This window comes from Sulfitobacter pacificus, from assembly GCF_030159975.1.
In the GTDB taxonomy this organism is placed as follows: domain Bacteria; phylum Pseudomonadota; class Alphaproteobacteria; order Rhodobacterales; family Rhodobacteraceae; genus Sulfitobacter; species Sulfitobacter pacificus.
The window spans coordinates 88199-102263 of sequence record NZ_BSNL01000001.1 but is presented as its reverse complement, the minus strand read 5'-3'; the positions used below and the strand labels follow the sequence as shown (position 1 = coordinate 102263).

At 59.2% G+C, this 14065-nt stretch carries 15 protein-coding genes; 6 read left to right on the top strand and 9 right to left on the bottom strand.

From position 1 onward, the window contains the following. The first annotated feature begins 193 nt into the window (after positions 1–193). The 4 genes from QQL78_RS00575 to QQL78_RS00560 are packed head-to-tail and all read left to right on the top strand — an operon-like array spanning position 194 to position 3633. On the top strand, positions 194–1135 hold the full coding sequence (locus tag QQL78_RS00575; protein ID WP_284369525.1) for a threonine-phosphate decarboxylase: 942 nt from the start codon (positions 194–196) through the stop codon (positions 1133–1135). Then, positions 1132–2046 (top strand): adenosylcobinamide-phosphate synthase CbiB, encoded by a 915-nt coding sequence (gene cbiB, locus QQL78_RS00570; RefSeq protein ID WP_284369523.1) that lies wholly within the window; start codon positions 1132–1134, stop codon positions 2044–2046. The genes QQL78_RS00575 and cbiB overlap by 4 nt, the downstream gene beginning before the upstream one ends. Before the next feature lie 9 nt (positions 2047–2055). Beyond that, on the top strand, positions 2056–3222 hold the full coding sequence (locus QQL78_RS00565; protein ID WP_284369521.1) for a lytic murein transglycosylase: 1167 nt from the start codon (positions 2056–2058) through the stop codon (positions 3220–3222). Between the two features lie 15 nt (positions 3223–3237). After that, on the top strand, positions 3238–3633 hold the full coding sequence (locus tag QQL78_RS00560) for a rhodanese-like domain-containing protein (protein ID WP_284369519.1): 396 nt from the start codon (positions 3238–3240) through the stop codon (positions 3631–3633). A 4-nt stretch (positions 3634–3637) separates the two neighbouring features. Here QQL78_RS00560 and smc read toward each other — a convergent pair whose 3' ends face one another. Further along, on the bottom strand, positions 3638–7093 hold the full coding sequence (gene smc, locus QQL78_RS00555) for a chromosome segregation protein SMC (RefSeq protein ID WP_284369517.1): 3456 nt from the start codon (positions 7091–7093) through the stop codon (positions 3638–3640). Between the two features lie 120 nt (positions 7094–7213). Beyond that, positions 7214–7618, bottom strand: a complete 405-nt coding sequence (locus QQL78_RS00550) for a hypothetical protein (protein WP_284369515.1) — start codon at positions 7616–7618, stop codon at positions 7214–7216. A 141-nt stretch (positions 7619–7759) separates the two neighbouring features. On the opposite strand from QQL78_RS00550, the gene QQL78_RS00545 reads away from it, so the two are divergent. Then, on the top strand, positions 7760–8527 hold the full coding sequence (locus QQL78_RS00545) for a FadR/GntR family transcriptional regulator (protein WP_284369513.1): 768 nt from the start codon (positions 7760–7762) through the stop codon (positions 8525–8527). Between the two features lie 120 nt (positions 8528–8647). Here the strand turns inward: QQL78_RS00545 and QQL78_RS00540 are convergent, their stop codons facing one another. The 6 genes from QQL78_RS00540 to QQL78_RS00515 all read right to left on the bottom strand — a co-directional run bounded on the left by QQL78_RS00540 (position 8648) and on the right by QQL78_RS00515 (position 12304). Further along, positions 8648–9208, bottom strand: a complete 561-nt coding sequence (locus tag QQL78_RS00540) for a F0F1 ATP synthase subunit B (RefSeq protein ID WP_284369511.1) — start codon at positions 9206–9208, stop codon at positions 8648–8650. 5 nt (positions 9209–9213) lie between these two features. Further along, positions 9214–9741 (bottom strand): F0F1 ATP synthase subunit B', encoded by a 528-nt coding sequence (locus tag QQL78_RS00535; protein ID WP_284369510.1) that lies wholly within the window; start codon positions 9739–9741, stop codon positions 9214–9216. Positions 9742–9838: 97 nt separating this feature from the next. Further along, a complete protein-coding gene (locus QQL78_RS00530; RefSeq protein WP_011567586.1) occupies positions 9839–10063 on the bottom strand; it encodes a F0F1 ATP synthase subunit C in 225 nt (74 codons plus the stop codon). Between the two features lie 57 nt (positions 10064–10120). Further along, entirely contained in the window at positions 10121–10882 is a 762-nt protein-coding gene (locus QQL78_RS00525) for a F0F1 ATP synthase subunit A (RefSeq protein ID WP_284369496.1), read from the bottom strand. A gap of 1 nt (position 10883) precedes the next feature. Further along, positions 10884–11270, bottom strand: a complete 387-nt coding sequence (locus QQL78_RS00520) for an AtpZ/AtpI family protein (RefSeq protein WP_386258943.1) — start codon at positions 11268–11270, stop codon at positions 10884–10886. Positions 11271–11410: 140 nt separating this feature from the next. After that, the gene (locus tag QQL78_RS00515; protein ID WP_284369493.1) at positions 11411–12304 is read right to left on the bottom strand and encodes a LysR substrate-binding domain-containing protein; all 894 of its coding nucleotides are present in this window, start codon (positions 12302–12304) and stop codon (positions 11411–11413) included. A gap of 373 nt (positions 12305–12677) precedes the next feature. Between QQL78_RS00515 and QQL78_RS00510 the strand changes: the two genes are divergently transcribed. Next, positions 12678–13019, top strand: coding sequence for an ArsR/SmtB family transcription factor (locus QQL78_RS00510; RefSeq protein ID WP_284369491.1), 342 nt, complete (start codon positions 12678–12680; stop codon positions 13017–13019). A gap of 160 nt (positions 13020–13179) precedes the next feature. On the opposite strand, the gene QQL78_RS00505 is transcribed toward QQL78_RS00510, so the two are convergent. Then, a complete protein-coding gene (locus QQL78_RS00505) occupies positions 13180–14061 on the bottom strand; it encodes a DMT family transporter (protein WP_431358331.1) in 882 nt (293 codons plus the stop codon). Positions 14062–14065: the final 4 nt, after the last annotated feature.

Here is a 14065-nt window from a genome sequence, read left to right as displayed (position 1 = left end):
CACCTGCGCTAGGATATGATGCTCGGCACTCATAAGCCTGTCGTCCCTGTTTTTCGTTAACAAAGCGTTAATTCGGACCACAAAGGATTAACCAACCAAAACTTCCCTTGAAAAAGCGGCGTTTTTCCGCTCTGCCAGTGCAAGGTAACGGCACCGCTTTGCCGGAAGGGTTTGTAAAGGATACGCCAGATAGATGCAGGACAAGCGCGACCATGGCGGCAATCTGGACGCCGCGATCGACCGTTTCGGCGGCAACCGCGAAAGCTGGCTGGATCTGTCGACGGGCATCAACCCCGATTCCTACCCCCTGCCCCCGATCCCACAAGCCGCCTGGACTGCCCTGCCGGATGTGGCAGCACGGCATGCGCTGATCGACGCGGCCCGCCAGTTTTGGTCCGTGCCCGACAGCGCGGGTATTTTGCCCGTTGCCGGTGCCTCGGTTGCCATTGCGCATATTCCCCTGCTTGCCACGACAGGGCGCGTCAACATTCCCGGCCCTACCTATAATGAACACGCCGCCAGTTTTGCAGCCGCAGGCTGGGAGGTGGGTGATGCCGCCCCCCATGACGCCAACGTGCACGTCCACCCCAATAACCCCGATGGCCGGTTGTGGGGACCGCAGGACTGCATCGGCAGTTTACGCGTGATCGACGAGAGTTTCTGTGATGTTGCACCGGATAGAACTCTGATGGCCGAAGCCACCAAACCCGGCACGCTGATCCTAAAAAGTTTCGGCAAGTTCTGGGGCTTGGCAGGGGTGCGGCTTGGGTTTGTCATTGGCGATCCTGCGCTGCTGGACCGGCTGGCTGGGATGCTGGGGCCTTGGGCCGTTGCCGGGCCCGCGCTTGAGGTCGGCACCACTGCCTTGCGCGATCTGAACTGGGCGGAAGCCACGCGTGCGCGGCTGGCCCAGGATGCCATCCGGCTGGATAGGCTGTTCACCAAACAGGGTGCAAAACCCGTTGGCGGCACATCGCTGTTTCGGCTTTACGAGGTTGAGAACGCCAGCCAATGGCAGGACCGTCTGGCCCGCCACCACATCTGGAGCAGGGTCTTCCCCTATAATCCGCGCTGGCTGCGTCTTGGCCTTCCGGCCACCAACCGCTGGTCACAACTGGAGGCCGCTCTGGCATGAGCAGCGCCTGCATCCTGATCATTGCGCTTGTGCTTGATGCGCTCATTGGAGAGCCAAAATGGCTGTGGAACCGCCTGCCCCATCCCGCCGTTTTGATGGGCCGGCTGATCGGCTGGTGCGATCAACGTTTCAACCGTGGATCAGGCCGCAAGGGCAAAGGCATCTTCGTAGTGCTGGGGCTGGTTATGCTGGGCTGTATCCTTGGCGCATTGCTGAGCCTGTTTGGCCCCATCGTTGAAATGATCATTACCGCCATCCTTCTGGCCCATCGGTCACTCGTGCAACATGTCTGCGCTGTTGCGGACGGGCTGCGCCTGTCCTTGCCGCAGGGGCGGCGGGCTGTCGCAATGATTGTCAGCCGTGACACCCGGAACATGGACGCACCGGCGGTTGCACGATCTGCCATTGAAAGTGGTGCCGAGAACCTGAGCGACGGGGTGATTGCACCCGCCTTCTGGTTTCTGATCGGCGGGCTGCCCGGGCTGCTGGTCTATAAGTTGATCAATACCGCTGACAGTATGATCGGATATCTCACGCCCCGTTTCGCCGATTTCGGATGGGCCGCCGCGCGGCTGGATGATTTGCTGAACTGGGTGCCCGCCCGCCTTACCGCATTGCTGATCGCTTTGCCTGCGCATGGCCTGTCGCAATGGCCCGCAATCCGCCGCGATGCGGCGCTGCATAAATCGCCCAACGCTGGCTGGCCAGAGGCGGCAATGTCGCGTGCCATCGCTGTGGCGCTTGCCGGGCCACGTGCCTATGATGGCATCATGCAGGAATTTGCATGGGTGAACCCGCGAGGTGCGCGCACTATTGGTGCCCCCCATATTGATGCCTGCATCACCCGCCTGTGGCAGGCATGGGCGACAGGTCTGGCGCTTCTGTTTGTCATTGCGATGTTACTTGGTTGAGGATTTTCGATGCGACGTTTGTTACTTTCCCTTATGTTTGCCGGTCTGGCACATTCCGCGGCAGCCGAATGCGGCGGGTCCTTTACCAATTTCATCGGGGGGCTGAAATCCGAGGCCGCGGCAAAAGGCATTCCCCAAATCACCGCAGATGCATTCTTTGCCAGCGTCCGCCAAGATCCCGCAGTGCTGCAAGCGGACCGCAAACAGGGTGTATTTCAACTGCCTTTCGTTGAGTTCTCGCGCCGCCTGATCTCAAACGACCGCATCAACCGGGGCCGCGCAAATGGGGAAAGATATGATAGTATCTTTGACCGGATCGAGCGCGACTATGGCGTTGATCGCGGCGTGCTGCTGGCCTTCTGGGCGTTTGAAACCGACTATGGCAGCTTTCAGGGCGACTTTAACACCGCCAACGCTTTGGTGACCTTGGCCCATGACTGCCGCCGACCAGAGCTGTTTCGCCCGCAGGTCTTTGCCGCAATTGAGCTTTTCGCGCGGGGCCAGTTTGATCCGCGCAGCACCACGGGGGCATGGGCCGGAGAGATCGGGATGGTGCAGATGCTGCCCCGTGACATTCTGGAAAACGGTGTCGACGGCGATGGTGACGGCAAGGTTTCGTTAAAAACCTCTGCTCCTGATGCGCTGATGTCGGGGGGCAAGATGTTGCAGGATCTTGGCTGGCGCGCAGGGGAGCCGTGGTTGGCCGAGGTAACGATGCCTGCGACATTCGACTGGTCCTTGACCGGGCTCGAAACCGTTAAATCCACCGAAGACTGGCAGGCACTTGGCGTGACACCGCGCAACGGCCCGCTGCACGCCGGGCTTGAGGCGGCTATCCTGCTGCCACAGGGGCGCAAGGGGCCGGCCTTCCTCGCCTATCCCAATTTCCGCGTCTATTTCGACTGGAATCAAAGTTTCACCTACGTCATGACCGCCGCATATTTCGCCACGCGACTGCAGGGGGCACAGGTGTTTGATGCGGGCAACCCCGATCAGGGGCTTGAAGGTGGTGACATGAAAAACCTTCAAACCCGCCTGCAGGCCCGCGGGCATGATGTGGGCGGCATCGACGGTATTCTGGGGGCTGCCACCCGTGCTGCCGTGCGTGTCGAACAGGCGCGCCTTGGCATGGCTGTTGATGGCTGGCCCACCCCTGCGTTGCTGTCAAAACTCTAACCCAAAGGACATACCATGGCCCTGAAAACATCCGCCGCAGAAATGGTCGCCGCCGCACGGGCGCGCATTGAAGAGATCGAAACCGCAGACGGCATCGCAATGGTCAATGATCCCGCCGTCCAGATCGTTGATCTGCGCGATCCGCGTGAACGCGCGCGCAGCGGCTTTATCCCCGGCAGTTTCCACTGTCCGCGCGGGATGCTGGAATTCTGGGTCGATCCCGATAGCCCCTATTTCAAAGACGTGTTTGCCCAAGACAAGAAATTTGTCTTTCATTGTGCCTCAGGCTGGCGGTCGGCAATTTCCGTGGCAACCCTGCAAGATATGGGGTTTGACGCCGCGCATCTGAAAGAGGGTTTCGGGGCCTGGGAAAAAGCCGGCGGGCCGGTAGAGAAGGTCGCACCAAAGTAGCGGATCACGCGACCAGCGTTTCCGCCTTTTTCAGATCTACCGAGACCAGCTGGCTGACGCCCTGCTCGGCCATCGTCACACCAAACAAGCGGTCCATCCGCGCCATGGTCACCGCGTGGTGCGTGATGATCAAAAACCGCGTGTCAGTCTGGCGGCACATCTCGTCCAGCAGATCACAGAAGCGGGTAACGTTTGCATCATCCAAAGGCGCGTCAACCTCGTCCAGCACACAGATCGGCGCGGGGTTGGCCAAGAACACCGCGAAAATCAGCGCCATCGCAGTCAGGGTCTGTTCCCCCCCCGACAGCAGACTCAATGTGCTGAGTTTCTTGCCCGGTGGCTGGCACATAATCTCAAGACCAGCCTCCAGCGGATCGTCGGATTCCACCATCACCAGATTGGCATCCCCACCACCAAACAGATGGGTGAACAACATCGAGAAATTTGAATTCACCTGCTCAAAAGCCGTCAACAACCGTTCGCGTCCCTCGCGGTTCAGACTGGCGATGCCGGAACGCAGGGTTTTGATTGCCTCTTCCAGATCGCCCTTTTCGCCGGTCAGCGTGTCATATTCCTCCTGCACCTCTTTGGCGTCTTCCTCCGCGCGCAGGTTCACCGCGCCCAAGGCGTCCCGCTGACGTTTGAGCCGGTTCACATCCGCCTCCAATGCGCCGGCACCGGGCATCTTGTCAGGGGTTGCGTTCAAAGATGTCAAAAGCTCTTCCGGCGTCATCTGGCTGTCTTCTAAAATCCGCTCAGCGGCGGCGGCGACAGTTTCTTTCGCGGCTTCGGCACGGGCGTCGGAACGGGCCCGCGCCTCTCTGGCCTCGGAGGCATCCCGCTCTGCTTCACGTTCTGCAACGGTCGCTTCGCGCAACGCCATTTCCGCAGCCGACAGCGCATCAGCCGCGCCGGTTTTGCGGGTTTCGGCGGTCTGAATCGCCGCGCTTAACTCATCACGTTTGGCAGCAATTTCCGCCGGTGCGGCGCTGGCTTCCTTCAGCTCCGCTTCGGATGCTTCCTTGCGTTCGACCAGTTCCGCACTGCGCTTTTCCGCGGTCTCAAGCCGGTGCCGCCAGCCGCTGGTCTCTTTGGTCACTTCCTGTGACCGTTTGACCCGCGCATCCCCTTCACGGCGCAACTCATCATGGGCAGAACGGCGCGACATCATTGTGATCCGCGCGGCCTCAACCGTCATGCGCAGGTCTTCAATCCCGGCGCGGGCATCTGCCAGATCTCCCAGCTCGGCCAAGGCACGTTCAGCCTCCAGGACACGACCCCGGGCGGCCATCGCCTCGTCCTCGTGACGCTTTACCGCCAACCCCAGACTCTCCAACCGCCCCTCGGCAAGGTTGCGATCTGCCTCGACACGGCTAAGCGCACGGCCGGCATCGGCCACCGCCCGATCCGCATTCCGGCGGGCCTCGCGGGCGCGTTTGTCTGCGTCGGTCTGTTCTGCCAAGCGACGCGTCAGGCTGTCATGGGCGGCACGTGCGCCTTCGGCCTGCTGGCTCGCTTGTTCCAACGCCTGTTTCAGAACCTCAAGCCGGTTCAGCTGTTGCAAACGTAAGGCTGCTGCTGATGGTGCATCCTCGGCCCATGCCCGAAACCCGTCCCAGCGCCACAGATCCCCTTCAAGCGATACCAGCCGTTGTCCAGGCAGCAAGGCGGCCTGCAATCCCGGACCCTCGTCCGGGTCGACCAACCCAATCTGCCCCATCCGCCGGTCCAGAACATCAGGCACCGACACATGTTGTGACAGGGGTGTCACACCCGCTGGCAAGGACTGTCCCTGATCGTAGCGCGGCAACACCGCCCAGCCGGAGGGGCCATCGGCCTCCACCTCGGGTGCGCGCAGATCATCCGCCAAGGCAGCACCCAAGGCTTTTTCAAACCCGTGCTCCACCTGCAAACGGTCCAGTATCTGCCCGCCTTCGGCTGTGTCACGCTCCACCAGCTTGGCCAATGCGGCAACTTCGGCACGCAACGCGTTCATCTCGCCCTCAGCTTCGGAGCGTTCCCCACGGGCATCGGCCTCGCGGGCCTGCGTTTCGGCCCGCGCCTCTTCAGCGTTGAGCAGAGCCACTTCCGCCTGTTCCGCCGCCGCGACCGCCGCCACCTCCGCCGCCTGCGCAATTTCGAAACCCGCCTTGGCCTGATCCAATGTCAACTGGCTCTGCGCCGCTGCCTCTTGTGCCTTTTGCGCTTCGCTTTCGGATTTGGCCTGTGTTTTACGGCTGTCTTCCAACAGCCGTTGTGCCGACCCGTGGCGTGCGGCCAGACGGGCAACATCTTCGGTTTGTTCGGATAGGTCGCTCTCGCGGGCTTGCAGAACGCCCGCCGCTTCCTGCGCTGCCTGGGATGCGGCCTCAAGCGCCTCGGCATGGCCCTCGCCCGCCTTGGCCAGCTCGCCCGCCTCCCATTCCAAACGCGCAATTGTCTCACCCGCATCGCGGTTCAACCCTGCCTCGCGGTCGATATCACGGGTCAATTGCGCAATCCGACCAGTCAGGGTTTCTATCGTCTGCTGGGCGCGGGTTTCCTGATCGGTCAGCGTATCGCGCTGTACCGACAATCGCTGCATCACTGCCGCAGCAATCGCGTCTTCCTCGCGCAGGGCAGGCAGCGCATCCTCGGCTACCTGCCGCGCCTTGGCAGCGGCTTGCACAACCGCTTGGGCCTGCGTTGCGAGCGTTGTCTGATTGCGCAGCTCTGCCTCCGCCAAAGCACGGGCGTCCTCTGCCTCGCGCCAGCGGCGAAACAACAGCATGCCTTCAGAGCGGCGCAGCGCATCACCGATCTCGCGATAACGTGCTGCCTGACGGGCTTGTCGCGCCAACTGCGCCAGCTGGGTGGCCAATTGTTCGATCACATCATCCACCCGCGCCAGATTGGCCTCGGCACCGTTCAGCTTCAGCTCTGCCTCATGCCGACGTTGGTAAAGCCCGGAAATACCTGCGGCTTCTTCCAAGATACGGCGGCGGTTTTTGGGTTTGGCGTTGATCAGTTCGGCGATCTGCCCCTGACGCACCAGTGCGGGCGAATGCGCCCCGGTCGAGGCATCCGCAAACAGCATCTGCACATCACGGGCGCGCACATCCTTGCCCGCCGCCTTATAGGCGCTGCCCACATCGCGGGTGATGCGGCGCACGATCTCAAGGTTGTCACTGTCGTTGAATCCGGCGGGGGCCAGACGTTCAGAATTGTCGATATGCAGGGCAACTTCAGCAAAGTTGCGGGCCGGGCGGGTTGCGGCACCGGCAAAGATTACATCCTCCATGCCGCCGCCCCGCATCGCCTTGGGCCGGTTTTCCCCCATGACCCAGCGCAGCCCCTCTAGCAGATTGGACTTGCCACAGCCGTTTGGGCCCACCACCCCTGTCAGACCATCGGCGATGATCAGGTCGGTCGGGTCAACGAAGCTTTTGAAGCCGGTCAATCTGAGTTTGGAAAAGCGCACCTGTGCCGGGTTCCCGATGATTCCTGCGTTCTGTAAAATGCGTTTTGGCAGGGGCAGCTGTCAAGCGATCCCCACAAGGGATGCCCGAATGAGCGGAGTTATCCACAAGATATGGCGGGGTTAGGCCGGATCGCAGTCCAGATCGACCCGGATTTGGCCAATCTCGGGGATACTTGATCCGCGGAGCGGCACACAATCATAAGACTGTGGATTGGAGAGGATTGGCGCGGCACCAGATCCACAGTCCAACCGGCCAAAAGCCTGCGCCTGATCGCCGGTCACGCTGACCGCCCGACAACCGCTGACCAGCGCCATTGCCAACCCAGCCCGATCACGGATCGGGCCAAATCGCGGGCCGTATTGAGGATTAATGCGGATCGCCTCTGCACGATTGCCGCGCTGACGCACATCGAAAACAGAACCCTGAACGGTAACACGCGTGGGGGTGATCCCGCGATATTCAACACTGGGTAGATTGCAACTGGCCGACAGCAGGGCCAGCGATGGTAAAAGGACGCGAAACATCTCGTGATCTTGGGGTGCTGTGGTTAATCAACTCTTAACAAGACCGTGGCGAAAGCCGCCGGGAAACCCGTTCTGTCGCAGCGCGGTCATTGCTCCGCCGGGCCAGCGGTAATATGATCGAACCAATTCAAGGAAGGTCGCATGCCGTTTCAACCCGTCGCCTCGGAAAAACTGTCCACCGCTGTTGTTCGCCAGATCGAACTGCTGATCCTGCGCGGCATCTTGCGTGCCGGTGAACGTCTGCCGCCCGAAAGGGAGCTGGCAGAACGGTTGAAGGTCTCCCGCCCTTCTCTGCGCGATGCGATTTCAGAATTGCAGACCGTGGGGCTGCTAAGCGCGAAACCCGGTGCTGGCGTCTATGTTGCGGATGTTTTGGGAAGCGCCTTTTCTCCGGCGCTGGTTGCCCTTTTTGGCCGGCATGATGAAGCCGTTTTCGATTACCTGTCTTTCAGGCGCGACATGGAAGCATTGGCGGCAGAGCGCGCCGCGCGCCTTGGCTCGGACACGGATTTGGCGGTTGTGAACGCGGTGTTTCAAAAGATGGAAGCAGCGCATGAGAAACGCGTTCCCGATGAAGAGGCGCAGTTGGATGCGCAGTTTCACATGGCGATCATCGAGGCCAGCCATAATGTGGTGATGCTGCATATGATGCGGTCGATGTACGAGCTGTTGCGGGGCGGCGTGTTTTACAACCGGCAAGTCATGTTCAAACAGCGGACCAACCGTGCCGCTCTGCTGGACCAACATCGTGCGATCAACGATGCGCTACAGGCACGGGATGGCGATGCGGCCCGCGCTGCAATTGAGGCGCATCTGGATTTTGTTGAAGCCTCTCTGGCGGATCAACAAAAGGCAGAACGCAACGAACGCGTCGCCCGCCAACGTCTGGAACATGAAACCAACGGGTAAGCTGCTTTCCCAGGCTGTGGCAAGCCGGGGTAGACACTATGCCCCTAGTTTTGGGTCCACAAACGCAAAAGCCCCGACACAATGGTCAGGGCTTTTGTCTATTCTTTTGGGAAACCCGGCTTAGTGCAGCTTGGCATCCACTTGCGCAATCGCATCGTCAATCAGCGCGTTGCCATCAGCGGCAGACATCTGTTTGGCGATCACATCACGGGCAGCAGCAACAGCGATCGCTGCGGCCTGATCGCGCACTTCCTTGATGGCTGCAGCTTCGGCTGAACCGATCTGGTCTGCGGCAGCGGCCATGCGGCGTGCCACGGATTTTTCCAGATCAACCCGCGCCTGAGCGCCGGCAGCTGTTGCCTCTTCTTTGGCAGCGGCCACAATACGATCAGCCTGTTCCTGCACTTCCTTTTGCTTGCGCTCGTAAGAGGCCAGCAGGGTTTGTGCTTCCTCACGCAGTTTGCGGGCTTCATCCAGTTCTGATTTGATGCCTGCGGCGCGTTGATCCAGCATACCACCCAAAAGGCTAGGCACTTTGAAATAGAACAACACAGCAATGAACAGAAGAAAGGCCAGCAGCACGACAAAGTCGGTGTTGCGCAGCGAGAAGAACGGGCCGGATGCGGCAAATGCCGGAGAGGCGGCGACGGTGGCCAACGCGGCTGTAAGGGTCAAACGCATGGTGTTCATCCTTTCATCCGGGCTGTAACCGCGGCAGTGATCGTCTTGGCATCAGCCTTGCCACCAAGGGCAGCGACGATTTCTTTTGCGGTGTCTTTTGCCACAACCTTCACGTTCTCCATAGCAGAGGCGCGAATCTCGCTGATGGCTTTTTCGGATTCCGCAGCCTTGGCCGCAATCTCCGCATCTGCCTTCGCGATGGCGACATCAAGATCAGCCTTGATTTCTGCCTTGGCGTTTTCAACGATGTTATGTGCTTCGGCGCGGGCGTCGATCAATGCCTTGTCATAGGCGGCTTCAGCTTCGACAGCCTTGGCTTTCAGATCTTCGGCCGCAGCCAGATCGTTGGTGATCGTGCCTGACCGCTCTGCCAGAACCGCACCGATGCGGGGCAATGCGACCCGCGACAGGATCAGATAAATTGCAATAAGCGCCAGCACGAGCCAGAAGATCTGGTTGCCCCAAGTGGAAAAATCCAGCTGTGGCATGCCGGGGGCCGAGGCCACCTCTGCGCTATGTGTTTCAGTTGCCATTTTGGCTTCTCCTTGGAAACGAGACCCGAGCGATGTGGGACTTATGCGCGGCCAAGGAGTTACCCCTGCCCGCGCATAAGAAAGTCGTTACCGAAGATTAAACAGCGAACATCAACAGCAGAGCAACGAGGAACGCGAAGATCCCCAGGGCTTCCGCAAACGCGATGCCGATGAACAATGTGGCTGTCTGGGATGCAGCAGCAGATGGGTTGCGCAGAGCGCCTGCCAGATAGTTGCCTGCAACGTTACCAACACCGATTGCGGCTGCGCCGGAACCGATTGCTGCCAGACCTGCGCCGATGTGTGCGAGTTCGCCTTCCATGAGTATTCTCCTATGGGTTGGAAGTATAAGGTAGGGCGGGGGATATCCCCGCCGTCGTTAGTGTGAGGGGTGCAGCGCGTCCTTGAGGTACACGCATGTCAGGATCGTAAAGACATAGGCCTGAATGAAGGACACGAGGACCTCCAGACCGTACATCGCCGTAATGCCGAGGATCGCAACCGGGGATACCAGTGTAAGGGCTGCGAAGCCTGCGAAAACCTTGATCACCGCGTGACCCGCCATGACGTTGCCCGCCAGACGAATAGAGTGGCTGACCGGACGTACAAAGTAGGAAATCAGCTCGATGATCGCCAGAACCGGGCGGAGGGCCAGCGGGGCCGAAGACACCCAGAACAGGCCAAGAAACGCCGCGCCGTTTTTGACGAAACCAAGAACGGTCACTGTGATGAATACTGCGAAGGCCAGAACAACAGTTACCGCGAAGTGCGATGTTGGTGTAAAGGACGTCGGCAACAGGCCAAGGAAGTTAGAGCAGACAATGAACATGAACAGGGTCATGATGTAAGGGAAATACTTGACCCCTTCCTTGCCGCAGATGTCTTCAACCATCTTATACACAAAGCCATAGGCAAGTTCCGCAACCGACTGCATCCGGGACGGCACAACAGAGCGTTTGGAGCTGCCCAGAACCAACAACAGGAAGGTCGCGATCACGGCCAGAAACATCCAGACTGTTGCGTTGGTCACTGTGTACCACGCCACATCGCTGCCTTCACCGAGGAATGGCTTGACGATGAACTGGTCCATCGGGTGGAAAACCAATCCGCCTTCTTCAGCGCCGTGTGTCTCTGTGGCCATCTCAGGCTCCTTCGTTCTTGTCGTCCCCGAGGGGCGCGTTCCTGCTGGCCTCCTGGGCCATTTTCTTGCTCTGGATTTCTTGCGCCGAGCGGAGCATCGTTTTCACCCCCGCCGCAAGACCCAGCATGACAAACAGCACCATGAAAATAGGCAGCGTGCCAAACAGCACATCCAATCCGTATCCGATGCCGAAACCGATCCCCAGACCGGCCACCAACTCTATCACCATCCGCCAGGCAAGCTGCGCCTGTGAATAGTGTTCTTCCTGATGGGGTTTTGCCGGTGCCGAGCGCGCCTTGGCGGCTTCGATCTTGGCTTCGAGATCGCGAAGGTCTTGATCTGACACGGTGCAATTCCCCACTGGAATTCTTAAGGGGTTGCTAATCATCTCCGTGCGTAGAGTCAACCGAGGGAGTATATACGCCAAAGCATTGAAAAAAATTGGCATTTTTGATCCCCTTCAACAACCGCACCTCTGCCAGACAGGAATTCACCCAACCTCACACATTCAACCTTTTGGTTGATCTTTCATTCACCGGCCCCGCGCCACAGTGCCGTTTCGGCCATCAGCCAATCCCGAAACACCCGCACGGCCTTGCGGCGCATCACGCCCTCGCCCTGCAAAAGATAGTAGCCACCTTCACGAAACCCGACCTCTGAAATGCGGATCAGACGTCCCGCTGCAACCTCGCCGGCAACCACCTCATCCGAAACCAGCAGGATGCCCTGCCCGGCAACCGCAGCCTCGACCGCCAACACCGAACTCATCCGCCATGTGGATTGCGGCACCTCTTCCGGTGTGACCTCACCGGTTAGAGCAAACCACATGTCCCATGTGCCGCTGCTGCGATCCTTCAACAAAGGATAGGACAACAAATCACGGGTTGACGTGAGGGGCAACTCTAGCAACTTGGGAGAGGCATAGGGGTGCATCGGCGCATCGCTGATCAGCTCCGCCCCTGGATACCGGCTTTCAGGGCGCACAAACCGGATGGCGAGATCCGCCTCATACCGGGCCACATCCGCCAAATGGCGCGAGGCTTCCAACCTTATTTCAATATCCGGGTGCATTGTCGCAAACTCGCCCAATCGCGGGACAAGCAGCTTGGTCGCAAACAAGGTCTCTGAATTCACCCAGACGGTCCCTTTTGGCACTTCCGTCAGGGTCTCGGTGGCAGAGGCAATTGCATCAAGAGCGGGCGACACCTGCGCCAGATACGCCGCGCCATATTCCGACAGCTCAAGACCACGCGGCAGATCGCGAAACAGCTGCACCCCAAGGCGATCCTCAAGCCCGCGCACATGCCGGCTGATGGAGGAATGGCTGACCGCCAGCTCCGCCGCCGCCCGCGAGAAGCTTTGATGACGGCCCGCCGCCTCAAAGGCGCGCAGGGCATTCAGAGGTGGAAGTTGCCGAACCATTCTTATGTGTGCGTTTTTTGCACATAAATTGTCAAGGAATTGTCTTTGTGCCCGGATCGGATTTGCTGCAAACCTGAGTAAACCAGTTAAAAAGGATGTCTAAATGGCATATTTCCCAGATAACGCGCGTTTGCGCGACCCGAATAGTTGTGTCGAAATATCACCTATCGTTAATAGGCTCCGTGCCTTTTTGCGCAGGTTCAGACCAGGCAACCACCCTCATGTCCGAAACATCACGCCACGCCACGCCCGCGACATCGGCCTGACCGAAAGCGATATGGCGGCACACAGGCATCGCCTGCCGTCACAAAACACCCATCACCCCTACGGCTGAGCGCTTTCCCTGTCTTCATCTACGCGGTAAGTGTGGTGCATGACAAAAACCATTGATCAGGTCTTTGCCGCCTTGGCGGATCCGACGCGCCGCGCCATCCTTGCGATGTTGTTGGAAGACGATATGGCCGTCACCGATGTGGCAGAGCCGTTTGACATGTCATTGGCGGCGATTTCAAAGCATCTGAATGTGCTGATGACCGCTGGCCTGATATCACAGGAAAAGCGTGGGCGGGTGAAATGGTGCAAACTGGAGCCGGACGCGATGAAGGATGCATCGGTCTGGATGCAGGGTTTTGGTCAATTCGAACCGGTCAACCTTGAAGCGTTTGAGCGCTTCTTGGTTGGGGAATTGGATCAGGGCACCAAGGATGCCCCTTGATGCCCCATGAATTCAGTCTTTGCCGAGGTCACATGACGAAGCGGACAATCGCCAGAACAATCACAACCAAACCAACAAGATAAATAATGCCACGCATAGCGTTTCCTTTCACATTTCTGTGAGGGTAACACAGTCGGGGTCCAAAAGGTTCCCTAAATTCTTAACCTTTTGTGGCACTGTCATCACGCAGCAGCAAAAGCAGTGCCAGAATGGTCAGCGCGACCCCCCCTAGGATCAGCACCGGCGGTATCCCGTTGCCCAGAGCGATTTCCCAGACGATCACCCAGCTGGGGGTCAGGTAGGTATAGGCCATCACCTTGGCCGAGGGCAGACGCAGGGTTGCAAATTGCAACAGCACCACGGTCACTGCAGTTGCAAAAAAAGCGGTGTAGAAAAGTGTGATCCAAACCGTTACCGGCAATCTGGCCCAAGGTGCCGCAATAATTTCAGGCCATGCATAGGCAGTCAGCAGCGCCCCACCGGCAATCACGGTGCCAAAGGTGAAGGTCACAGCCGTTTCACCGCGATTCAACCGACGCACCATCGGGGTATAGATGGCATGAGCAACACAGCCGAAGAAATAGATCGCTTCGCCACGCCCGATGTCGAACCGCAGCAGCGCGTTCAAATCGGCGCGAAAAATCACCCAAAGCGCGCCAAAGCCGCCGATTATCAGGGCAAGCGCCATGCGCGGGGTCAAAAGCTGGCGCAACAACACCCATGCAAAACCCGCCGCCATCAGCGGCACCAATGTAAAGACGGCAGCCACGCTGACAGGAGGCGCGGTTTTCAGCCCCTCGAACATCAAAACAAAATAGATGCCAAACAAACCGCCCAGAATTGCAAAACGCCAGGGTGCCTTGAAGCTGCCCTTGCCAAAGCCGCCTCGCATCTGTGCCAGAATGCCGACAAAGACGGCAGCAAGCCAGAAACGCACTGCGGTAAATGCTGCCGGATCGATTTCATTGGCCATCAGGCTGCCCAAGGAAAATGATCCTGCCACCAAAGCCGAAAACGCCAGCATCGCCAGATGGCCCATCATGGCA